General features: G+C 46.2%; 19 protein-coding genes, 1 tRNA gene and 1 CRISPR repeat array. Of the genes, 8 read left to right on the top strand and 12 right to left on the bottom strand.

The genetic code is table 11. The features are described from left to right. Positions 1 to 292: 292 nt before the first annotated feature. The 11 genes from G7Y46_RS01525 to rpsF form a co-directional block, all read right to left on the bottom strand. A tRNA-Phe gene (locus G7Y46_RS01525) sits at positions 293 to 368 on the bottom strand. Between the two features lie 83 nt (positions 369 to 451). Beyond that, complete coding sequence (locus G7Y46_RS01530) at positions 452 to 940, bottom strand: prepilin peptidase (protein WP_165251964.1); 489 nt, start codon at positions 938 to 940, stop codon at positions 452 to 454. 3 nt (positions 941 to 943) lie between these two features. After that, positions 944 to 2,353, bottom strand: coding sequence for a radical SAM protein (locus tag G7Y46_RS01535; RefSeq protein ID WP_165251966.1), 1,410 nt, complete (start codon positions 2,351 to 2,353; stop codon positions 944 to 946). Between the two features lie 2 nt (positions 2,354 to 2,355). Further along, positions 2,356 to 3,630, bottom strand: a complete 1,275-nt coding sequence (gene purD, locus G7Y46_RS01540; RefSeq protein ID WP_165251968.1) for a phosphoribosylamine--glycine ligase — start codon at positions 3,628 to 3,630, stop codon at positions 2,356 to 2,358. Positions 3,631 to 3,700: 70 nt separating this feature from the next. After that, the gene (locus G7Y46_RS01545) at positions 3,701 to 5,020 is read right to left on the bottom strand and encodes an adenylosuccinate synthase (RefSeq protein ID WP_165063095.1); all 1,320 of its coding nucleotides are present in this window, start codon (positions 5,018 to 5,020) and stop codon (positions 3,701 to 3,703) included. Positions 5,021 to 5,047: 27 nt separating this feature from the next. Next, a complete protein-coding gene (locus tag G7Y46_RS01550; protein WP_165251970.1) occupies positions 5,048 to 5,389 on the bottom strand; it encodes a hypothetical protein in 342 nt (113 codons plus the stop codon). A gap of 14 nt (positions 5,390 to 5,403) precedes the next feature. After that, positions 5,404 to 6,780: a replicative DNA helicase gene (dnaB, locus tag G7Y46_RS01555; RefSeq protein ID WP_241157015.1), complete on the bottom strand. Its 1,377-nt coding sequence runs from the start codon at positions 6,778 to 6,780 to the stop codon at positions 5,404 to 5,406. A 36-nt stretch (positions 6,781 to 6,816) separates the two neighbouring features. Next, positions 6,817 to 7,404 (bottom strand): 50S ribosomal protein L9, encoded by a 588-nt coding sequence (gene rplI, locus G7Y46_RS01560; protein ID WP_165251974.1) that lies wholly within the window; start codon positions 7,402 to 7,404, stop codon positions 6,817 to 6,819. A 9-nt stretch (positions 7,405 to 7,413) separates the two neighbouring features. After that, complete coding sequence (rpsR, locus tag G7Y46_RS01565) at positions 7,414 to 7,677, bottom strand: 30S ribosomal protein S18 (RefSeq protein ID WP_165063091.1); 264 nt, start codon at positions 7,675 to 7,677, stop codon at positions 7,414 to 7,416. A gap of 22 nt (positions 7,678 to 7,699) precedes the next feature. Continuing rightward, entirely contained in the window at positions 7,700 to 8,143 is a 444-nt protein-coding gene (gene ssb, locus G7Y46_RS01570) for a single-stranded DNA-binding protein (RefSeq protein ID WP_165063090.1), read from the bottom strand. A 26-nt stretch (positions 8,144 to 8,169) separates the two neighbouring features. After that, positions 8,170 to 8,463 carry a 30S ribosomal protein S6 gene (gene rpsF / locus G7Y46_RS01575; RefSeq protein WP_165063089.1) on the bottom strand — a complete coding sequence of 98 codons (294 nt, stop codon included), beginning with the start codon at positions 8,461 to 8,463 and terminating at the stop codon, positions 8,170 to 8,172. A gap of 1,184 nt (positions 8,464 to 9,647) precedes the next feature. On the opposite strand from rpsF, the gene cas9 reads away from it, so the two are divergent. From cas9 to G7Y46_RS01610, 6 genes are all read left to right on the top strand, one after another. Then, positions 9,648 to 13,844: a type II CRISPR RNA-guided endonuclease Cas9 gene (gene cas9, locus G7Y46_RS01580; protein WP_165251976.1), complete on the top strand. Its 4,197-nt coding sequence runs from the start codon at positions 9,648 to 9,650 to the stop codon at positions 13,842 to 13,844. Next, a complete protein-coding gene (gene cas1 / locus G7Y46_RS01585) occupies positions 13,834 to 14,712 on the top strand; it encodes a type II CRISPR-associated endonuclease Cas1 (protein WP_165063127.1) in 879 nt (292 codons plus the stop codon). The genes cas9 and cas1 overlap by 11 nt, the downstream gene beginning before the upstream one ends. Positions 14,713 to 14,740: 28 nt before the next feature. Next, positions 14,741 to 15,049 (top strand): CRISPR-associated endonuclease Cas2, encoded by a 309-nt coding sequence (gene cas2, locus G7Y46_RS01590; RefSeq protein ID WP_165251978.1) that lies wholly within the window; start codon positions 14,741 to 14,743, stop codon positions 15,047 to 15,049. A 735-nt stretch (positions 15,050 to 15,784) separates the two neighbouring features. After that, positions 15,785 to 17,664: a CRISPR direct-repeat array (repeat unit 36 nt; unit sequence GTTTTGGAGCAGTGACAATCTGACTGGTAATCCAAC). Between the two features lie 57 nt (positions 17,665 to 17,721). Continuing rightward, entirely contained in the window at positions 17,722 to 18,108 is a 387-nt protein-coding gene (locus tag G7Y46_RS01600) for a helix-turn-helix domain-containing protein (protein ID WP_165251980.1), read from the top strand. Between the two features lie 3 nt (positions 18,109 to 18,111). Next, positions 18,112 to 18,330 carry a hypothetical protein gene (locus G7Y46_RS01605; protein WP_165251982.1) on the top strand — a complete coding sequence of 73 codons (219 nt, stop codon included), beginning with the start codon at positions 18,112 to 18,114 and terminating at the stop codon, positions 18,328 to 18,330. Between the two features lie 343 nt (positions 18,331 to 18,673). Beyond that, positions 18,674 to 19,006 (top strand): DUF1648 domain-containing protein, encoded by a 333-nt coding sequence (locus G7Y46_RS01610; protein WP_165251984.1) that lies wholly within the window; start codon positions 18,674 to 18,676, stop codon positions 19,004 to 19,006. On the opposite strand, the gene G7Y46_RS01615 is transcribed toward G7Y46_RS01610, so the two are convergent. Next, entirely contained in the window at positions 19,007 to 20,392 is a 1,386-nt protein-coding gene (locus G7Y46_RS01615) for a PLP-dependent aminotransferase family protein (RefSeq protein ID WP_165251986.1), read from the bottom strand. A gap of 307 nt (positions 20,393 to 20,699) precedes the next feature. On the opposite strand from G7Y46_RS01615, the gene G7Y46_RS01620 reads away from it, so the two are divergent. Next, positions 20,700 to 21,278: a 4Fe-4S dicluster domain-containing protein gene (locus G7Y46_RS01620; protein ID WP_165061782.1), complete on the top strand. Its 579-nt coding sequence runs from the start codon at positions 20,700 to 20,702 to the stop codon at positions 21,276 to 21,278. A gap of 145 nt (positions 21,279 to 21,423) precedes the next feature. After that, positions 21,424 to 23,970: a molybdopterin-dependent oxidoreductase gene (locus tag G7Y46_RS01625; protein WP_165251988.1), complete on the top strand. Its 2,547-nt coding sequence runs from the start codon at positions 21,424 to 21,426 to the stop codon at positions 23,968 to 23,970. The last annotated feature ends 6 nt before the right edge of the window (positions 23,971 to 23,976 follow it).

Raw genomic sequence — 23,976 nt, forward strand, 5'->3', positions numbered from 1 at the left:
ACAAACAGGGTTCTCCAATTCTATTTTGATTCGTAATTGGCGTAATTTGGCATTATAGACTGTGGAAAGTCGGAAGTTTTGACCATTTTTCGCCTAAAAAGTGACGAATGTAACACACGGTCTGGTTTGATCAGAGTTCCACAACAGCACTTCTTCCCCCTTTGCGATGGATTGAGCATTACACACTTTTCTGTCTATATGCCACAATCGTGTATGCGACGTATGTAATGGTAAAAAACCTGATATTATGCAGATCGAAAAGAACAGGAGCCCGGAGGCTCCTGTGAGTTTCTGGTGGTCGGAGGGGGACTTGAACCCTCGGCACGCGGATTTTCAGTCCGCTGCTCTACCAACTGAGCTACCCGACCATAAGCGAGGATATATTCTAAACGTTTAGCGCGTACTGTGCAAATATTAATAAAGTGAAAGGCGTTGTAGCTTTCTGTGCGGCTTAAAAGACCATTGCAATAATAGCGCCTATGGCTATTGCGGGTGCAAAAGGCAGGGCTCCTTTGCCCTCGTCTTTCTGCGCAAAGGGGGTGTGGGGAATAATTAGGGCTAGCGGAATGCTTACAGCGCAAGCTATTAGCAGGCACAAAGCGCTGCGTTGAAGCCCCAAATAAAGAGCACATGCGGCTAGCAGTTTTATGTCGCCTCCACCCATAGAGCTTTTGTTGGTTATAGCCTCGAATGCTAGCGTAAACAGAAGTAAGCCGCCGCCAAATATCAGTGAGGCTGCAATGTTTGTGCTTAAGCTACAAATCGCATCCGGAAGGGAAATCTTGCATATTGCAATTTCGACAATTTCTCCTGCAAGCCAAACAGCACACATGGCTATAACTATCCAATTGGGAATTAATCTAGCTCGCAAGTCTGTTATGCATGCAGCAACAAGTAACACCACAAACGCTGCACTTGTAACAACTGCTAATACTTCCATTCGTTAGTGCTGGCACCCGCCCGAGCCAAAAATAAGCTCGCGTTCTTCGCCGGTTAGCGCCTCTCTTGCTTGGTCGCGTAAATTGTTCACGCCGATAAAGAATTGGCGCATCATAACCACAACTAGGTAACGCCCGCGGGCGGTTAGCGTAAGTTCTTCGGAGTTGTCGGTGGCGAAAGCACCGTTTAAGCGCATGAACGCCATTTCTACCGGTAGCCCTTGTTCGACCGACATGCCGAAATCGCGCTTGAAACTGCGCTTATCAAGCCGCAGACCAAACAGCTGCATCATAAAGCGATAGCGCATGCGGTCGCGTAAGCTAAAGCGAGTGGCACCCATCATAGACATGACACCGCGCTCTATTGCTGCGTTGTAATCAATTATGCTGAAAGTGTTTACATAAAGTGTGTCGCCTAGGTAAGTAATGCCGCCCGACCCAATAGCTGGGTACTCTTCGAAATCTACTACATATTCGTCAATCATGTAAGAATTTGACGTATTGTCGTGCGACTTAGTGCTAGTGTTAGCGTTGGCTTTGGCGCGGGCAGCTTTTCTGCGGTTGAACGTCCATGCCGAGCCAAACTCGAACAGCCCACGTTCTCCGTGCGGTCCTGCTGTGTCCATGTCAATGCCGGGAATTTCCCCTGTTAGCAATTCGCAAATGATTTCATAAAAGCGCTTTTCGCGTGAATAATCTACGCGCCCAACAGTGCGTGCCATCGATTTTTGCACGCTAGGGCTAGCCATTAGCGGGTAGAAAGTTGTTTGGCTGGCTCCCGATTCTATAACGCGCTCTATGTCGTTTATTAGTATGTCTTCAGTTTGCGCTGGGAAGTTGAAAATCATATCCGCGTTCATTGACACAAAATATGGACTAGCTTCGCCAATACGCTCTAGAATTTCGCGACCACTACCGTATTTTTCGTAGCGATCCATCTGCTTAAGCAGCCCGTCGTCGAAACTTTGCACACCGACGCTTAGGCGCTGCACCCGTCCGTGCAGCTTTTCCAAATAGCTGGGAATAAGGTGGTTCGGGTTTGTTTCGCTAGATACTTCTTTGATGCTGGGAAAAACATCGCGTGCTTGGTCGATGGTTTCGCACAATTCGTCAATCAAAATTGTGGGAGTGCCGCCGCCTATATATACGCTTTCAAAATCGTAACCCAAGTCGCGCAGCATAAGCATTTCCTTGCGCATGTTTTGGAAATATTGGCGTGCTTTGTCTTCGCGAAATGGGAAGCGATTAAAACTGCAATATGGGCAAAGGCGCTCGCAGAATGGCACATGCATATAAAGCATGTAAGGTTGTCCCGGTTTTGGCGCGGGCATGCGCACATCGTTTGTGGGCGCCAGTTTTAGATATTGCTTCGTGCAGCCTCGTACAACTGTGGATAACATTCGCTCAGACAGCATATTTACTCCCAAGCAGATCTGCCCTGAAGCGCCTTTTTGCCTATATCGTGGCGCAGTTGCTTTCCTTGGAACGAGATTAACTCGCATGCTTCGTAGGCTTTTTCGCGCGCCTGTTCAAATGTGGCGCCTTTGCCCACAACGGTTAGTACTCTGCCGCCGGCTGTAACAAGTTCATCGTCGGCATTTCGCGCGGTTCCTGCATGATAGACCGTAACATCTGGAAGCGCTTCGGCTTCTTCTATGCCTAAGATGACATGACCTTTTTCGTAAGCACCGGGGTAGCCTTCGCTGGCTAGCACTACGCCAACCGCCCAGTCGTCAGACCATTCCAGTTTTATATCTTCGGCGCGCCCTTCGGCAACAGCCAACATAATTTCAGCCAAGTCGCTCTTTAGTCTTGGAAGCACAACCTGAGTTTCCGGATCGCCAAAACGAACGTTGAATTCAACAATTTTCGGACCCTCTTCAGTTAGCATGAAACCACCGTACAGCGTGCCGCGGTAATCTTCGCCAGCTGCTGCTGCGGCGGTTTGCATTATGGCTTCCATCTTGGACATTTCTGCATCGGTAACAATTGGCACTGGCGAATATACGCCCATGCCGCCCGTGTTCGGACCGGTATCGCCATCGTAGGCGCGCTTGTGGTCTTGCGATGGTGCCATTGGGAAACTTTGTCCACCAGTAACGAAAGAAAGCATACTGCATTCAGGACCGCGCATGCACTCTTCTATAACAACGCTGCTTCCGGCATCTCCAAATGCTCCATCAAAGCATGCGCGCACAGCGTCTTCGGCATCTTCTAGCGTTTCGGCTACTACTACGCCTTTGCCCGCTGCTAGTCCGTCGGCTTTCACCACAATGGGGGCACCTTTTTCGCGAACATATTCAAGTGCTGGTGCTGCCGACGTAAACGCAGCATAAGCTGCTGTGGGGATGTTGTTTTTAGCCATGAATTCCTTGGCGAAGTTTTTCGAGCCTTCAAGCTGGGCTCCTGCGGCACCGGGACCAAATACTGCAATTCCTGCTTCGCGCAACGCATCGGCTACGCCTGCTACTAGTGGTGCTTCTGGTCCTATAACTACCAAACGTATATTGTTGGATTTCGCAAATTCCAGAACAGCTGCTGCATCCATCGGATCGACGGCTACATTTTGCGCCACATTGCTTGTACCGCCGTTACCCGGTGCCACAAATAAAGAGTCAGTCATGCTCGATTCGTTAAGCGCTCGTGTTATTGCGTGCTCTCGCGCTCCGCTTCCTAGAACTAGGATATTCATGTTAAAGCCTCTTCCATGTACTATTAAACACTTGCGGGTTGAATTCCGCTTTTGCTTAGCTTAAGTTCGCTTAGCTTTGCCAATCTTCGCGAATTATTGTCTGGTCGCGATCGGGACCTACGCTAACTATGCTCATAGGAACGCCGCCAAGTTCTTCTAGGTATTCAATGTAGCGGCGAGTGTTTACGGGCAAATCTTCGTACTTGCGCACGTCCGAAATGTCTTGGTCTTTCCAGCCCGGCAATTCCTCATAAACCGGTTTAGCGTGGAATAGAACCGATTGCTGCATGGGGAAGTAGTCGTATTCTTTGCCGTCGCATTCGTAGGCTACGCATACCTTAATGGTGTCGAATGCCGACAACACATCTAGTTTGGTAAGCGCTACGTTCGTAAGACCATTTACTTGGGCGGCATAGCGCGCTATAACTGCATCGAACCAACCGCAGCGGCGTTTGCGCCCGGTGGTTACGCCAAATTCGTGCCCTTCTTTGCAGAGCAATTCGCCATCTATTGCATCTTGACCTGTGCCACCGTCTTCGGGGAACTTCAGTTCTGTAGGGAAGGGGCCTCCACCTACGCGAGTAACGTATGCTTTCTGAATGCCCAGCACGCGGTCTATTTCCTTCGGACCAACGCCAGCGCCTGTGCAGGCACCGCCAGCTACGCAGCTAGAAGATGTTACATATGGGTATGTGCCATGATCTATATCAAGCATGGTGCCCTGCGCACCTTCGAACAGGATGTTTTTGCCATTGCGCAGTGCCTTGCTTAAAAGCTGCGCTGTTTCCCATACGTGGTCGCGCAAAATATGAGCGTAGGGCAGGTATTCTTCGCATATTTCAGCAACGGTATAAGTTTGCAGACCATATATTTTTTGCAGAATAGGATTCTTTTGCGCCAGCGCGGTTTCCACTTTTAGACGGAAAATCTTTTCGTCAAGCAGGTCTTGCATACGAATGCCGCGACGTGCCGCTTTATCCTGATAGCATGGTCCTATGCCGCGCTTTGTGGTGCCTATTTCGTGTGCGCCTAAACGCTTTTCTTCGGCGCCATCAAGCACTTTGTGATACGGCATTATTAGATGCGCGTCGCAGCTTATGCGCAAACGTTCGCAGCTTATTCCTTCGCTTTCGAGAAGTGCCATTTCTTTTACCAGCACACCCGGGTCTACTATAACGCCGTTGCCTATTACGGGTACTGCATGTTCATACATTACACCCGATGGCATTAAGTGAAGCGCCAGTTTCGTGTCGCCATGAATAACCGTATGACCTGCATTGTTGCCGCCTTGGAATCGCACTACATAATCGTAGTCGCTGGCAATTAGGTCGGTTATCTTGCCTTTTCCTTCATCGCCCCATTGTGTTCCCACAAGCACTGTCGATGGCATCTGATGTCCTTTCGCAGATGGATAAGGTTACTTGTTAATTCTAGCTTTGAATGGCGGATTGAAAAGTAGCACAACTACAGCAAGCGCCAGAATAAGGCCGAAGGCTACTAACACCACCCCAAGTGCGGTGTAAGCCAAGCTGCCGGTAACGCGGCTTTCCATGAAAACAGGAACGCCTATTAAAAGTAGAAGTGCGCATAAAAATGTAGACACAGCAATTTTGACGTAGTAATGAATGCGATAGGCTTTTTCGTCGTTTGCGACCGATGCGCTAAGTGCGTTCGGCGTGTCGGGCGCACTAGATGCGTTTTCTGTTTGCGCTACATTTTCCGCAGATTCAGAAAGCTCTTTTTGTTTTTTCTTACCCATAATTGTTTCCGTTTTTATAAGCGCGATTCGTCGAAGAAGTCGCCAAATTTGGTGAACTCGGGGTTGAATGCTAGCGTTATGTCGCGTGTGGGACCGTTGCGATGTTTTGCAACAATAAGTTCGGCGGTTCCTAAATCTGGTCTACCGTTTTCTTCGGCTTCCATTTCGTCCATAGAGCGGTCGATGAACATAACAATGTCAGCATCTTGTTCGATAGAGCCGGATTCGCGTAAGTCTGCTAGCATTGGGCGCTTTTTGCCACGCATTTCTACTGCGCGATTTAGCTGTGAAAGCGCTAAAACAGGCATGTTCATTTCTTTAGCCATAATTTTTAAGCCGCGAGAAATTTCACCAACTTCTACTGCGCGATTACCGTCGCGCCTGACTTGAGGTGGCTGCATTAGCTGTAAGTAGTCAACTATTATCATGCCTTTTTTATCGGTGCCTATAATGTGACGCAATTCGCGGCGTGCTTTTGCGCGAGCTTCCATGATGGACAAGCCCGGTGTGTCGTCAATAAACATATCAAGGTTCAGCAACGTGTTAGAAGCGTCGGCGATGGCACCCCAGTCGCCTTCGCTAACTTTACCGCTGCGAATGCGTGACAAGCTTACACGTGCTTCCGAGCAAAGAATACGCTGGGTTAGCTGCCCTGAGCTCATTTCTAGCGAGAAAAATGCAACTGACGTGCCAAGTTTTGCTGCATTTACGGCAATATTAAGTGCGAATGAAGTTTTGCCTACGCCGGGGCGTGCAGCTAGAATTGCCAAATCGCCGCCGCGAAGACCATTGAATAGCGCGTCTACATCGGTAAACCCTGTAGGAACGCCCACCATGTTATTTCCGCGTTGAGAAAGTTGAGTAATTTCCTCGAATGCCTCATTAATAAGTATGTCCATCTTCTGGAAACTGGACGAAACGCGCTTTTCAGTAACATTGAATAGCGCATGTTCGGCTTCTTCGACAACTTCATTTAAGTCTTCGGGGGCATTGTATGCTAGAGCGTTTATTTCGGCGGCTGCGCGAATAAGTTCGCGTTGAATAGCTGTGCGCTTCACAATTTGTACGTGGCGCTGCCAGTTAGTCAGGGCGAAAGTATTTGCGTTTAGGTCAGCAAGATAAATGCGACCTCCTGCAGCTTCAAGCTGACCTTTTGCGTTCAGCTTGTCGGCAAGAGATATGGGGTCAGGAGAAATTCCGTCGCGCACCATTTCGAAAATAGAATCGAAAATTATACGGTGCGAAGCTCGGAAAAAGTTTTCTGATTTAAGCGAGATGGCTATTTCGTCAGCTACATTTCCATTTAATATACATGCTGCTAAAACAGCCTGTTCTGCTTCTATATCGTTGGGTAGCTGTGCATGTTTTCCAGACGACTCCAATAAGGGAATCGTCTGGAAATTGTCAGTGTTCTTAGATGTGGGCACCTATTCTGCCGTTTCTTCGACTGGTGCTTCCTCGGTTGCGGTAGCTTCAGCGGTTTTGGCTTCTTCTGTAGGTGCTTCGACAGCTGCGTCTGTTTCGGCAGCAGCATCGCTAGCTGTAGGCTCAGGCTCGGTGTCAACTTCGGTGTCGGCAGCCACGCTTACATTCACGGTAGCCTTGATGGTGCGGTAAACATTCACCGACACAGGGAAAACACCGGTAGTTTTGATAGGCTTACCCAGTTCGATGCGACGACGATCTACCTCAATGCCCAAAGATTCTTTAATAGCATCGGCAATCATAGGAGCTGTTACAGAACCAAACAGCTGCCCTTCGTCGCCAACCTGAACTTTAACTTTAACGGTGGCACCGTCTAGTTTCTTTACCAGCGCCTCAGCGTCAGCTACGCGAACTTCTTCGCGCTTTTCGATATTCTTGCGACGCTGTTCTAGCTGCTTTAGATTGCCCGGGGTAGCTTTTACGGCGTAACCCTGACGCAGCAGATAGTTGTTCGCGAAACCGCGTGCGACTTCAATAACGTCACCTTCGCCACCACGTCCGCGTACTTCCTTTAGCAATATAACCTGCATGGCGTTCTCCTATCTGTTACGACGGCGATCGCCGCGTCCGCTAATTGCGGGCACCGAATAGGGAACAAGCGCCATAATGCGTGCACGCTTGACGGCTTGCGCCAAGTCGCGCTGATGTTGGTTACATGCACCTGTTACACGGCGAGGTTTTATCTTGCCGCGGTCGGTTGTATATTTGCGCAGCATTTGAGTGTCTTTGTAGTCGACATATTCCACGCCGTCTTTGCAGAATTGGCACTGCTTGCGACGAGGCTGCTTAGCGTAATCGGCCATATTAACCTCTTTATCTTCTTTCTTAGAATGGAATGTCTTCGTCGTAAACTGAAGTGTTTGTATCTACAACAGGCATCGCCGGTGCGCTGTATGCGGAAGCGTTATTGTTGTATCCACCTTGGTTGTCGTTGTTGTTATTACGACTTTGCATAAATTCCAAGTCGTCAACTATAACTTCAATCTTGCTACGCTTTTGACCGTCGCGTTCCCACTGGCTCCAGCGCAGTTTGCCTTCAATGGCAACTTTCGTGCCTTTTGATAGGAATCGGGATACGCTTTGGGCACGCGTGCCAAACATCGTACAGTCGATAAAGTTGGCGTAGTCTTCCCATTCGCCGGTTTGATTATTCTTGCGGCGATCGTTTACGGCTACACCCATCGACATAACGGGCATGCCCGACTGTGTTGTGCGCACTTCTGGGTCGCGTGTAAGGTTTCCGCTTATAACTACACGGTTGATGCTCATTGTCTACCTCTTTCGTTCACGATTCGCTAGTCGCGGTCGGGGCGGTTCACGATTATGTGACGCTCTACCGCATCGTTAATGCGCAGTACGCGATCAAGCTCTGCAATGCTTTGTGGATCGGCGTGAAAATCGACAAGGGTGTAGTCGGCATCGGCTAAACCGTTTACCTCATAGGCAAGTTTGCGCTTGCCCCACTCGTCAACATTGTCGACAGTGCCCTTTCCTTCAGTGACAGCAGTCTCGATACGCTTCATAACACCCGCACGAGATTCGTCATCGATAGTAGGAGCGACAAAAAACAGCAGTTCATAAGCCTTCATCAGCTCACCTCCTCTGGTCTAAACGGCCCTGTATAGGTGTATATTTCTTCACAGGGCAGGACAACTTGTCTATTGTAGCAGAAGACCTAACTGTGTATTATGTTTTTTCTTCTCGTCAAATTTCTTCACTTTCTATCCAAATCGGCAGAGTTGCAAGCTGGGATAAGAGCGACCCAGCTTGCGTGTCTGTGCTGCTAGGCTCGATCTCGGTCGGTTCTTATGATTATAGTCTTCTAGTGAATGGCACCGATTTCGAGCCGTGTTTTCACTATAGATAGCAAATCTTACGCCGGCGTATCAGAAATGCGATATCTGTTAACACGCCAGTTCTATCGCTTTTGTATCTTTTGCAAACTCAATATCGTTACGAATTCGCTTATTTGCGACATTTTTATTGTTCAAACCTTGCAAGTTTCTAGCAAAAACCTTGCATAAATCTACTGCGGGTTTTGGCATATAGGCAGAAAAGTGTGTCTGTTTTAGTCGATTACATATGGATAGGGCGTGCTGTTGTGGAACTCTGACCAAACCAGACCGTGTGTTGCCTTCGTCACTTTTTCTAACTTTTTTGAACTAGTATGCGGATAAGTTGAATCGTAATCTAGCGTCAAGGTGTTGAGAGTTTACCCAAAAGCCATCCGACAAACACTTTAAGCCATCTTGCGGTGGTGTACGCTAGAGCCTCCGCATAAGCTACATCTCCACCTCTGCTTTCCTGCTTTTGTAAATCCTTTTTTCTTCATCTTGCCGCCGCAGATTGCACATTTTCTAGTAAACACCGCTCACACCTGTTCATAACTGACTTTTTCTTGGAAAAAGCTCGCCTGAGCAGGCATGTCAAGTGAGAATTAGGCGCACTTTTTGCCTATATGCCCGGTTTTTGCTGCAACTGCCGACATAGCAGAATATAAAAAATTATGTGTACCACAAATAGTACATATGCAAAAAATATAAGAGGTAAATTTTATTAAGGATTGTCGTGCTGTATATGGATTGGAGTTTTGTGGCTATTTGTATAGAAAAAAAGAACCCCGCAGGGTTCTTTTTTGAGTCATATTTTGCCGCCTACGCGGTGTCTTCATTAGAAGACATTTAAGACTAAGTCTTTATTTTGACTCGCAAGTGACAATCTGACTGGTAATCAGATTGGCTAAACTATAGCACAGGATAGTAGGGAGGAAACTATGAATTTAAGAAATGTTGGAGAATACAACATTGGGCTAGATATCGGTACAGCTTCGGTAGGCTGGGCTGCTGTGGATCACAAAGGCGATCTATGCTATTTCAACGGTAAGCCTACATGGGGGAGTCGCATTTTTCTGCAAGCAGATAAAGCTTCAAGTGCGCGTGTTCATAGAGGTCAACGCCGCCGATATGATAGACGTAGATGGAGGCTTAATCTTCTTCAGGAAATTTTTGAAGAAGAAATAAACCAAGTTGATCCTGAATTTTTTTATAGGCTTAAACAATCCCGACTACTTAAAGAAGACAGGGATGCGGCTCATTCGGATTACATATGGCTGTTATTTAATGATAAGGATTTCACAGAAAAAGATTATTACGATAAGTTTCCCACCATCTATCATCTTCGTAAATGGCTTATGGAAACCAATGAAAAGGCAGATATTCGTCTTATATATCTTGCGTTTCATAATATTGTGAAACATAGGGGGAATTTCTTACAGCAGGATAATCCGACCTTAACATCCAAGAATGCAGATGTGGATAATTCGGTAAAGCAGCTTTGTGTGGCTGTGCAAAATTGGTGCGAGTTAAATAATATCGATTGTTTTGCAGAAGAAAATATCGACAAGATTATTGACGTATTAAAACGAACGAATGCGCATAAATCGGAATTGAAGGAAGCTATTTGGTCGCTGTTCAATATTCAGCCAAATGAAATATTTAGCAAAAAGCAATCCAGCGATATGTCAAAGGCTATTGCGGGCGCAATAGTTGGTGCTAGTGCAGAAATGGCACATATCTTTTTTATTGCCGGAGAAAAACCAGCAGATGTTAAAACTAAAATTTATCTATCTAGCGATGAAGATATAGAGGCTTTTGAAAATATTTGCCCAGACGATGGAATTGATCTATTCAAAGCAATGCAGGGTGTTTATTCGTCGTTTGTGCTGCAAGAAATATTAAGTCTTAGACGAGGAAAGTCTATATCTGTAAATAAAGTAGCAGAGTATGAGATATATGGTGAAAATCTAAAAACATTAAAATCTCTTGCTCGGGAATATATATCTAAAAAAGAATACAGTAGATTTTTCAGAGGTCCCCTCTACCCGAAGCTTTATCCGGGAGAAAAAGCGAAATATGACATTAGCGAAGCAAGTGGTTATACGAAATACAATGCTGTTCATGGGAGAAGCTCTTACGACGATTTCCGCAAAGAAGTTGAAAATCTTTTTGCAGATACGCCGGCGATAGATGATATTCGCTACATAGAGATGATGGATGCTTTTAAAGAGGAACGGTTCCTTCGTCGCTTAAAAACGAGTGATAACGGTGCAATTCCATTTCAGCTTCATCTTGAAGAAATGGATGAAATTATTGAAATCCAGAAGAAGTTCTATCCATTTTTGGAATCAAAGAAAAGGGAGCTAGATTCTCTCGTAACTTTTCGCATTCCTTATTATGTTGGTCCACTAACGCAGAAAAATGCCAGAAGGGTTAACGATAAAGAAGATGGTAATTTGCGCTTTGCTTGGTCGGAGCGGCTTCGTGGTAAAGAAAACGAGAAGATATATCCTTGGAACTGGGAGCAAGTTATAGACAAAAATGCCAGTGCTGAGAAATTTATAACGCGCATGACTGGTACATGCACTTATTTACAAGGGGAACCTGTGCTTCCGAAGTGTTCCTTGTTGTACGAAGAATTCTGTGTGTTGAATGAATTGAATGGTGCTCACTATTCTGAGGATGGCGATAAGGAATACCGGTTTGATTATCGTGATCGTACAGATATGGTCGATGAGTTATTTAAGAACGGCAGCGCTACTTATAAAAAGATAGCGGACTGGATGAATAAGAGATCCGGACATATGAATGTCCATGTAAGTGGAGCTCAGGGCGAAAGAGGATTTGAATCAAGATTATCGTCATATATTTTCTTCAAAAAAGATATTTTTAAGGTTGATGAAATTCCGCAGTCTGACTACCCGATGATAGAAGAAATTATTCTCTGGAATACAATTTTTGAGGATAGGGATATTCTTCGCCAAAAGTTGTACGAGAAATATGGCGACCGATTGAACGATGAACAGATAAAAAAGATATGTCAAAAACGATTTACTGGATGGGGTAAGCTTTCTCGGAAGTTTTTAACTGAGATTAAGGCTCAAACCGATAACGGTCCGTATTCCATTATGGATGTTCTTCGCGAGGGAGATCCTAATAACGGGCATGGTGGCAAAGCTATGGTCCTTATGGAGGCACTTCGCGACGATAAACTTCAGTTTCAAAAATTGGTTGATGTAGAAAATGAAAAGAAATTTGGAGATATTGCAACTCTTGCGTTAGAAGAGTTGCCCGGGTCGCCTGCGTTAAGACGTGGTATTAATCAAGCGTTGGGCATTATACGAGAGATCGTGAAAATAGCGGGACACGCGCCTGCGAACATTTTTGTTGAGGTAACACGGTCGGATGATGAGCGTAAAGGACAGCGTACAAAGCGTAGATACGACGATTTGAAAGAGCATATAAAAGCATTTAAGAAGCAGAACCCCGAGTTTGTAAAAGACGCTTTAGAGAAAGAACTTGCCACTAAGGGACATGCTGACCTTAATGAGAAGTTGACGCTCTATTTTATGCAGGGTGGGAAGTCTTTATATTCGGGTAAGCCACTTGATATAAATAGACTTTCGGAGTACGAAGTGGATCATATTCTGCCGCAGTCTTACATCAAAGATGATAGTTTTGAAAACAAGGCTCTTGTTTTCAAAGAAGAGAATCAACGGAAGTCTGACCAGATGTTGCTTCCTGCAGATATGCGCAGGGAAATGAAGCCATATTGGGATGCGCTTTATGGGGCGAATTTGATTGGCGAAAAGAAATATAAGAATCTTCTGCGTGCGGAAATTCACGAAAAACAGCTTAAAGGATTTATTAACAGACAGATTGTTGAAACTAGTCAAATCGTAAAAATAGTACAGATGATGCTTGAAGGAATGCTGCCCGAAACAGATGTTTTGTCTGTGAAGGCAGGTTTGTCTCATGAGCTGCGAGAGCGAAACGGTTTTGTAAAGTGTCGCGAGATTAACGATTTTCACCATGCGCACGACGCATTGCTTACATGTCAGATAGGACGTTTTATCAAACTACGCTATCCAGATATGTATGAACATCCATTGAAGTATCAGCACGTTATTCGCAAGTTTGTTAAGAATGAAAGCGAAAGAGTAAAGAGGGGGCATGCTCCGTTTAATTCTTCGTTCCTCATATCTAGTTTTATGAAATCTGGCTTCGACAAAGATACGGGTGAGATTTTAGATAAAGGCGATACTTGGAATGCCGATGCGGAGCTTGATCGTATTCGTAAATATTTGAACTATAAGCAATGCTATGTTACTCGGATGCCAGAAGAGACTAGCGGAGCGTTTTGGGATGAGACGATTTATTCGCCGCATGACTCGAAAAAAGCTAATCAATTAAAGTTGCCACTAAAGAAGGGATTAGATCCTAAGAAATATGGCAGCTACTCTCGTGAACAATTTGCATATTTCTTCATTTATGAAGCAGTCAAAAAAGATAAGTCTGTTTTAGAGTTGGCTTCTGTGCCGGTCAGCGTTGCTGCATCTCTTAAATCTGACGAATCAGCTTTGGAAGAATATGCAAGGGCAATTTGTGAAGAGAGTGGAACTGAGTTTTCTAGGATTATTCGATCGAAAGTGTTGAAGTATCAACTTATGGATGTTGATGGGTCTAGACTTTATGTTACAGGTAAGAAAGAAGTGCGCAATGCTGTTGCAGTTGCTTTTAGTTTAGAAGAAGTAGCTATTGCGAAGCGTATAGTAGATGAACGCGAGGGAAAGATAGTTGAGTCAGTTACTGATGAAGAAGTTTGGCAACTGTTCAACAGAGTTAAAAATTCCTTAATGAAATATTCACCGAGGCTTTCAGATGCTGTGAAAATTAGCAAATGGGATGAAGAGTTTTCGAAAGCTAACCTTGACGACAAGAAACAGGTTGTAATGAACCTTGCGGCGATTGCGGCTGGCAAAGTTAATATGATTGACCTAAGTGTTGTTGGTGGGGGCAAGTGCGTAGGATGTATGAGGCTTGCTTATTCCAAAGTTTTTAGCCAATCCGAAGTCTATCTAGTCGACCAATCTATTACAGGTATGTTTGAAAGGCGGACTCGCATTGGCTTTTAGAACAGTATTTATAGAAAGCCCGTGTAGGATTTCGTATAAAAGCGGATATATGGTTGTTAGAAAAGAGGACGACACCGCCAAAGTTCATCTTTCTGAGATATCTACTGTGGTGCTTCATACAATGCAGGTGTTTATAAGCGCGTATCTTATGGCAGAGTTATCGAAGAATAAGATATCTCTTGTTGTAAGTGATAATGCGCATAATCCAGTTGGACAGTATCTCCCACTGTATGGAGCACACAACACAAGTAAGCGTATTGTTGAGCAGATGGCATGGGGTGAACCCATCAAAAAGCGTGTTTGGCAACATATTGTGAAGGATAAAATTAAAGAGCAGTGGCGTTTTTTACACGAGCGAGACTATGAAATAGAAGCAGTGCAGCTTTCGAAAGCGATGCAAGAGGTGCGGTCTGGTGATACCACTAACAGGGAAGCCCATGCTGCTCGAATATACTTTTCGGCATTGTTTGGGTCTGGTTTTACCCGTGAACAAGATATAGCCATTAATGCCGCGTTGAATTACGGGTATGCCATATTGTTGTCTATGGTAAATCGCGAGATTGTGTCGCGTGGTTTGCTGACGCAAGTTGGAATATGTCACCGTAATGAATACAACCAATTTAATCTTGCGTGCGATTTTATGGAGCCATTTCGTATTGCTGTAGATAGGCTCGTAGTAGATAATCTTGCAGTTGAGTTTGATTGCGATATGCGGCGCTTGCTAGGAGACTTATCCAACACGTATGTTAACTATCGTGACGGTTCTTACAGGCTAGGATCTGTTGTTTCTCAGTACGTTCAGCAGTGTATAAATGCTCTAAATAAGAAGATATCAATTGAAGATATTGAGACAATACGACTTCTGTAACGATATGCAACAATCTAGGATTCGATATATGAGATTACTAGTGTTCTTTGATTTACCGGTAGAAACTGCGGCACAAAGAAAAGAATACCGACTGTTCAGAAAGTATTTGCTAAAAGAAGGTTTTCTGATGCTTCAGGAATCTGTGTACTCGAAGCTGGTCACAAACGATGGAGCAGCAGGTGCATCAATTATGCGGCTTCGGAAACATAGACCGTCGGAGGGGCTTGTGCAGGTCCTTAAAGTAACAGAGAAGCAATTTGAAACCATGGATTACATAACAGGAAGCAGGAAAGCATATGACGAGATAGACACGATGGAGGAGTTTTTAGTTCTATGAGGGTTGTTTTCTCGGGACTAGAGCACACTTTAGATATTGATGCTGAGCATATTAGTGTGTTGCAAATTGAAAATACTACACTGTTTTCCAGAGTGTGTGAATCGTTGCTATCTGGTAAGGGCAGTGAAGCTGTTGAGCCATATAGCGTTTGGGGTGATGATGGGAAACGGGTTAATTGCGCGTCAGCCTTTTTGGCTATTATGGACCCATTTGATCTACCATGGAAAAATAGGCAGCTTGGTGGAAAATTACATGAGCGAATTCGTCTACTAATGATGGAAGATGATGATATTCGTGCTGAATTAAATGAGTTAAGTAGCGAAATTGGCTCGATAGTGTCATCGTTAGGTTTTCAGCTTAGATGCGATTATGGATTTACTTTAGAATGGGATATATGTAGTTATCTCAAGAGTTTTGGTTTTGGAGTGGAAGCGCTTGAAGGAGAATCGCTCTTTGATAATTTAATAAAGTTTTTGGATTTTGTATCTGATATGGGATTAGAAGCCACTCTGCTTTTCGTTAATTTAAAGATTTTTTTGACAGAAAAAGAGTTGTTTCAAGTATTTGATCATGCTATTTTTTTAGGAACAAAGATGCTTCTTATAGAAAAGTACGATAGTTTTAAACTTCATAATTCAGAGAGGAAAATTGTTGTTGAGCAGGGTTTACTTGAATATGAAGTATCTTGCCAGTCAGCTTGTTCGTCTTCTTCGCAAAGAAGAATTTGCTCTAACGGTTTTGGAGCAGTGACAATCTGACTGGTAATCCAACAGTTTTGCTGTCTGGCTCACCAAGTTCTTCGTTTTGGAGCAGTGACAATCTGACTGGTAATCCAACTCTTGAACCTTTGAAAACATGATGCAAATCGTTTTGGAGCAGTGACAATCTGACTGGTAATCCAACGCCAACGAGTTACGCAAGCTACGTCACCCAGTTTTGGAGCAGTGACAATCTGACTGGTAATCCAACAGTGTGCCTGCTTTTAATGCGCTTAGCGGGTTTTGGAGCAGTGACAATCTGACTGGTAATCCAACTTTTAGTTCGCCATTTTCAACAATGCCATAGTTTTGGAGCAGTGACAATCTGACTGGTAATCCAACTCTGGAAAACCTCTCTACTGCCGCACCGACGTTTTGGAGCAGTGACAATCTGACTGGTAATCCAACCTGTTACCGAAGTAGGTAACGGCGGCAACGGTTTTGGAGCAGTGACAATCTGACTGGTAATCCAACTTATTTCAAAGCAGTTGGCACCACACGGGGTTTTGGAGCAGTGACAATCTGACTGGTAATCCAACTGTGTACAACTCTTTTTCTGCTTCCTTTAGTTTTGGAGCAGTGACAATCTGACTGGTAAACCAACCTTAGGAAAAGCCGCTGAACTTCGCTACTGTTTTGGAGCAGTGACAATCTGACTGGTAATCCAACCCCAATTTGATGGCATGTGCTGGTATCTGGTTTTGGAGCAGTGACAATCTGACTGGTAATCCAACCTTAGGTAAAGCCGCTGAACTTCGCTACTGTTTTGGAGCAGTGACAATCTGACTGGTAATCCAACCAATGCTATATGCAATCTCGGTTTTAACACAGTTTTGGAGCAGTGACAATCTGACTGGTAATCCAACCGCTAGAGACAGGCTATTCCGAAGGGCAAATGTTTTGGAGCAGTGACAATCTGACTGGTAATCCAACAATTAATGGTACCTTAACGCAGTCTACAATGTTTTGGAGCAGTGACAATCTGACTGGTAATCCAACACAGTATAAGCCAAGCGGCCTACTACGCTGGTTTTGGAGCAGTGACAATCTGACTGGTAATCCAACTGCAAAATCACGTCTGACATATCCGTATCACGTTTTGGAGCAGTGACAATCTGACTGGTAATCCAACGGCGGCAGCTACGGAATGTATCATATAGAGGTTTTGGAGCAGTGACAATCTGACTGGTAATCCAACTTTGAAAAAGTTTACGAAAAGTGCAATGCAGTTTTGGAGCAGTGACAATCTGACTGGTAATCCAACGAACCTAAAGAGGGCAAGCGCCACAAGGTCGTTTTGGAGCAGTGACAATCTGACTGGTAATCCAACCAACACACGGGACTTTCAGATGCGATGATTGTTTTGGAGCAGTGACAATCTGACTGGTAATCCAACCGTAGAGGGCACTCACGTCGCTTAGAAGGCGTTTTGGAGCAGTGACAATCTGACTGGTAATCCAACTCTCAAAAAGCAGTTCTTTGCGTGCTTCATGTTTTGGAGCAGTGACAATCTGACTGGTAATCCAACTTCAAAGCGAGTGAAGGCAACATATACCGGTTTTGGAGCAGTGACAATCTGACTGGTAATCCAACGACGCTTACAGTATGCCCGCCGTCTGGCTTGTTTTGGAGCAGTGACAATCTGACTGGTAATCCAACTCTCGGCAAAGCTCAAAATCGCGTGGCGGCGTTTTGGAGCAGTGACAATCTGACTGGTAATCCAACGGCATATCGGTACTCGTGCGCGCCCTCCCTGTTTTGGAGCAGTGACAATCTGACTGGTAATCCAACTTACTCGTCTTCCGATATTTCCGAAACCTCGTTTTGGAGCAGTGGCAATCTGACTAGTAATTCAGCTCTTTAGCACATGGCTGGTCTGTCTCTAATACTTTAAACAAAGAAAGCTCATATGCAATGGACGGAGTAAGAATATCAAGGCAAGCATCAAAGCATTTCAATGATGCCTTCAAACGTCAGATTGTAGAGCTTCATATGACAGGCAAATCTGTGATCGACATATGTAGAGAATACAACCTTAAAGATTCCCCGGTTCACGGTTGGATAAAAAGATATAAGGATGATGGAAGAACCTGTCACAAAGTGCTTGACACCCGGGCGTATAATCGCTCTATGTCAAAACGAACGGGAAAGATAATCATCCAAGCAGGAGCAAACCCTTGGCCTCATGAACTCAAGTCGGCTGAGGCCTTATCTGCTGCTGGCTACGCTGTTGAGTTCATCAAGAAAAGTGAGATAGATTACGAACACACTGCGGATATGTTTCTCAACGGAGTGCTATGAGAGATGAAAGCACCGACGGCCTCGAAGCTGAAATCAATCGAGCGAAATCTTCGTCGAGGTCTTGACCAATCGTCGAACATAGTTTTCGACTCTCACCGAATGAAAGGTCTGCCAGACACAGCTATCGAACGCGAAGTCAGAGCATGTTCCGACGGTCGCATAAAAGGTCTTGCACATCTTATCTACATCAACCGTAAGGGTGTTGTCGTTGACATGAAATAGCGTTTACAGCTATTATTCTTGATACAAAAGCTCTTGCACGGTGAGCCATCACCTACCGCGAGGGCTTTCGTATTTTATCTGCCACCCAGCGGACGCGCATTTGCTATAAGCTACGGCGCTTGAGCCTAGCGAGTCGTCCGCCTACCCATGCCACGCGGCTTGCTTGCGCAGAGCCGCTTCGCGTCACTCTAGGTCGCTCCAAGCCCGCTTCGCGTCTTTCGCGGGGCTATACCAAACACCAGATCAAGCCACTCGTATAATTGATTCCATTAACCACGCTAAAGAATTCGGAAGTGCCTTGCTTGCAAAACGCGTTTTCGTAGTCATATTTTGGATAGCTGTAGTGGCAATTCCAGTTATAAGCACGCTTGTTGCCATCTCTCAGTTTCCTCCCGGCATTGATATTCCAATGCATTGGAACGCTCATGGTCAAGTAGACAGATCTGGCTCACCTTGGGAAATGTTTCCTATCTCGTTCATCATGTCCGCTTGCAATATCCTGCTGGCTCTCAGCTATGCATTCAGCGATAAGCTTTACGATCTCGGCCTTGTGCACGGAATCAGCCGGAAAGCGACACGACCAATCCTTTGCGGAACGGCGGTATTCCTGCTTTTAGTGTGGCTTGGGATTCTGGTTTTCTGGATGCAGCAGATCAGTCAAACGACGTTAATGTAATCAAAACCAAGCGCGGGATAGCGCCTTAATACCGGGTTCAATATCTTCTTCGGGAATGGCGGAGAACCCTATAAGTATGCAACTGCGCATTGTTGAATGATCGAGCATGCAATACTTTTGCGTGTTATACACCCTTACATTCTCTTTCATTGCCAACTCTATCAGCTCTTCCGGCGTTCTGCCGTCCAGTACATCTATAAGCACGTGAAGTCCGGTGCCGTTCTCGCGCACCGCAATTCGCTGCCCCATACAGCGCCAAAGCGAATCAAGCAGCGTTTCGTATTTTCTCTTGTTTAGCGATTGTATGCGGCGAAGGTGCCTATCCCACTGCCCACTATGCATGAATCGCGCGAGAGTTTCCTGCATAAGCCACGGAACAGCAGAATAAGAGTTTCCGAATTCATCTTCCCATTTCTTTAACAACTCTAACGGCAGTACCAGATAATTCATGCGAAGTGTTGGTGAAAGCGTCTTTGAAAACGTACCCATATAAATAACGCGCCCTTGATGGTCTAGCGATGCAAACGGCGGAGCTGGTCTTTCGCGATATCGAAATTCACGACAGTAATCGTCCTCTAGGATATATGCATCATTTTCTAGCGCCCATTGCACCATCTTATTGCGCACATCAAGGGGCATGGCTTGACATGTAGGAAACTGACTAGAGGGAGTAACGTAAGCAAGTTTTGCACCACTTTGCATAACATCTGAAAGAAATGTTGTCGTGCCATTATCAACGCGGCATGGTTTCACTTCAAATCCGCTACGTTGAAAAGCCTTGCGCGTTCCGTCGTATCCGGGGTCTTCCATCAGCACCGTGTCGTGTTTGCGATCGAAAAGCGCCATCAGGTTCTGCACGCTGGGCTGAGTGCCGCCCTGTATTATCACTTGTTCGGGTATGCAATGGATATCGCGCGACGAATTAAGCCGAAACGCAATCTCGCGCCGCAAAGTTATTTCACCTAGTGGGTCTGTGTATTCATTTATTATTTGCTTTTCTATACTCATTAGCACATCATCTGTGAAGCTGCGCCAAGCTGAAGTGGGAAACGTGCCCTTTTGCAAATTGCCGTATGTAAAATCGTAAGCGTAGCATTTCTTTTCGGGGGTTTGATTGTCAGATGTATCCGATTTCGGAGTAGCGTGCAGTATAGAGGCATCTTGAACAATGTAACCTGAACCGCGCCGGCTGATAGCATATCCTTCTTGAACCAGCATGCGATAAGCGCTTTCAACCGTATTGCGCGAACAATCTATTTGTGTAGCCAGTCCGCGAATCGAGGGTAACTTTTGCCCGGCGGAGATTGCATTATTTTCGATTACCGTGCGAAAATGGTCGAAAATTTGCATGTATAAAGGGGCTGTCGAATTTTCATCAAACTGCATCTAGTACCCTTTCGAGTTATCGGGAAGCGCTAGTTGAGCAATAGTAGCGCTGGTTGAGCGCCCGCAGTAAAACTGTCATGGAAGACGGTCAATTGTCCTCCGGAAACTTTAATCGCTCTGTATGAAACTGTCCCCATAACTTACAAGAAAAGCATCCCTTTAGATTATAGCCAGTATTCCCTACCATCATAGTATGAAAATGGTCTAATTATGCGAACACGCATCCACTTGACCATAGCTAATTTAAGGAACGGGTGCAACGTTTGCCCGAGCCTTATTCAAAGGAGAGGAAAAGAGAGGGGAAGTTTTGAAGCTAGGTGGCGTAGCCGCCATATGTGCTGCTGGTATTGTTTCCGTAACGGCTGCTTTTAGTGCCGTGAATGCAGAAGCTAAGGCTTTGCATCCGCCGGGAGCATTGCCTGAAGGCGGGTTTAACTCTCTTTGTATCAAATGCGGAAAGTGTATTGAAGCTTGCCCGTACAAGGCTATTCATGCGGCATCGTTCGAATACGGGTCCAGCGTTGGACAACCTGTCATTAATGCGCGTGAACAAGCGTGCCGTCTTTGCGAAGATTTCCCATGTATAGAGGCGTGTCCAACTGGAGCTCTTTCGCCTGTGGGAGGAAGGCAAGATGTACGCATGGGGCGCGCCGTAATAGACGAGCAGACATGTCTTTCTTTCAAGGGAATGCGCTGTGAGGTCTGCTATCGCGCATGTCCGCTAATCGATGTGGCAATTAGCATCGACTATGGTGCGCGCGAAGGCGATGACATACATGCGCTGTTCCGACCAGTCATTCAAGATGCTTGTGTTGGATGTGGGCTATGTGTTGAGCGGTGTGTTGTTAGTGACCCTGCGCCGGCAATAACAATAGATCCGAATTAGCCGACTAGTCTGCAAAGCAGGTAAGGGTCGGCAGGGCAAAGAGCGAAGGGCAAGTGGTACTGAAAGGCGCAAATAGCATTATAAGAGGAACCATAAGCACTACCAATGAGGGAGAGCAAGAGGGAAGGCGATCAAGGGGGCAATAATGGAGATCTCACGCAGGGCATTCGTTAAAACGACAGCGGTTGCGCTAGCGAGTGCAGCGGCTGCGGGAACCATGTCGGCACTAGTGGGCTGTTCGGCACCGTCTGGAAGTGGAACAGGTCAAACGACAGTGGCTGGCGCTACGCGTACCGTGGGCGTTTGCCGTTTCTGCGGCTGCGGTTGCGGCGTAATTGTAGAGTCAAAGGACGGAAAGATCGTTGCTGTTACAGGCGATCCCGACAATCAATCGAATAGGGGACTGAATTGCGTTAAAGGCTATTATCTAGCCAGCGTTTTATACGGCGAAGATCGTTTGACCGAGCCGCTAATTCGCGATGACAAGAGCACCAAGGGCACCGATGGGGGTCTTCGCAAGGCTACTTGGGATGAAGCTCTCGAACTGGTTTCCAGCAAACTAAAAGAGACATGGAAAAAAGATAAGAGCCGCCTTGCGTTCTGGGGAAGTGGACAGCAGCCCATTGTTGAGGGTTACTGTACTGCGAAATTCTGGAAGGCAGGTCTGCTTTCCAACAACATTGATCCTAACGCTCGTCTTTGTATGGCTAGTGCCGTTGTTGGCTTTATGAATATTTTCCAAACTGACGAGCCTGCTGGTTCTTATACCGACATTGACGAGACTGATACCTTTGTTACATGGGGCGCAAATATGGCAGAGGCGCACCCCATGTTATATTCACGCTTAACTGCACGAAAGATTAACGGAACCGGCGTTAAGCACTACGATCTAACTACGCTGAAGACGCGCACTTCTGCTAGTGCCGATAAGGTGCTTATGTTCAAGCCGGGTTCCGATTTGGCAATTGCTAATGCCATTGCCAACTATCTTGTGCAAAACAATCTATACGATCAGGCTTTTGTAACCGATCATTTACAGTTCAAGCAGGGTACCGAAAATATCGGAAACGCTTTTGAAGATGGCTACGATGCAAGCGATGTTGGTAAGTCGGTAGATGCTGTTCAAAGCATTAGCTTCGAAGAGTACGCTGCACGCCTTGCGCCTTACACGTTGGAATATGCCGAGCAAATTTCGGGTGTACCAGCTGCTGATATCAAAGAATTGGCAGAGGTATTTGCAGACAAGAGTCGCAAGGTGCTCTCGCTGTGGACTATGGGCGTGAATCAGCACAACCGCGGTACATGGATGAATCATTGTATCTACAACATTCACTTACTGACCGGGCGCTATGCGAAACCCGGTGACGGTGCATTTTCACTGACCGGTCAACCTACCGCTTGTGGTACAGCGCGTGAAGTTGGCACGTTTAGCCACCGCCTTCCAGCCGACCTGCTGGTAGCGCAAGAGCCGCATCGTCGCTACACAGAGGCTATCTGGAATCTTCCCGAGGGATATTTGGATGCCATCCAGAAGCCCGGCATGCATACCGTGAAAATCTTCCGCGAAATGTCGAAGGGCAACATTGACTTTTTATGGACAGCGCACAACAACTGGGCTGTTTCCATGCCAAACTTAACGCGCTTCCTTGGCAGGGGCGACAAAAAGGGCATCAACGATACTTTCATTGTGGTAAGTGAGGTTTATCCGACGCTTTCAACGCAGTATGCCGACGTTGTACTTCCGGCTGCCATGTGGGTCGAGCGCGAAGGGCAGTTCGGAAATGCAGAGCGTCGTACAGCGGTGTTTGAGAAGGCGGTCGATCCGCCGGGCAATGCCAAGTGGGATCTCTGGATGCTTATGGAAATTGCTGCGCGTACACTTGATGGCGAAAAAATTGGCAGCAAGGGCGCTTTTGAGGCGCTGTTCGGTGATTGGTACGATACCGAGACGCACGATTTCAAGGGTGACCAGCGCGAAGTGTCTCGTAACATTTGGGAGGAATATCGCACATTCTCAAATCCCGATCTAAACGAAAAAGCTGCGCTTATCAATAAGGAAGCCAAGCTGAAAATGGAGAACAAGCAGCTTGCGCCCTATGATGCCTACATCGACGACCATGGCTTAACGTGGCCCGTTCGTGAAGTGGACGGCAAGTGGCTTGCCACAAAGTGGCGTTTCTGCGACGGCAAGCAGGAGGACGGCTTCGATGAAATAGGCATCCAACAGTATGGCAAGCAAGACTTAGCGGGCGGTGTCAGCTTCTACAAGAGTGGAAACGCTCGCCCGTCTGTAGTGTTCCGTCCCTACGAGCCGCCGGCTGAAATGCCTAGCGCTGAATACCCGTTTGTCTTCTGCACCGGTCGCTTGCTTGAGCATTGGCATACGGGCTCAATGTCGCGCCGCATAGCCGAACTTGATCGTGCACTTCCCGAAGCGTTGCTCGACATGAATCCTGAGGATTGCGCCGAGCTGGGCTTAAAGGATGGCGACATGGTTCGTTTAAGTTCGCGCTATGGCGAGTGCGAGATAAAGGTATCGACGGCAGGGCGTACAAGTCCGCCACACGGTCTTGTGTTCGCGCCGTTCTTTGCAGAAGAAGCTCTTATCAATTTGGTGGTGCAGGATGTTTACTGCCCGCTTTCAAAAGAGCCAGATTATAAGAAGACATGCGTTGCTATCGAGAAGCTGTAGAGCCGA

Origin of the sequence: Adlercreutzia sp. ZJ304 (assembly GCF_011039075.1) — a bacterium.
GTDB lineage: Bacteria > Actinomycetota > Coriobacteriia > Coriobacteriales > Eggerthellaceae > Adlercreutzia_A.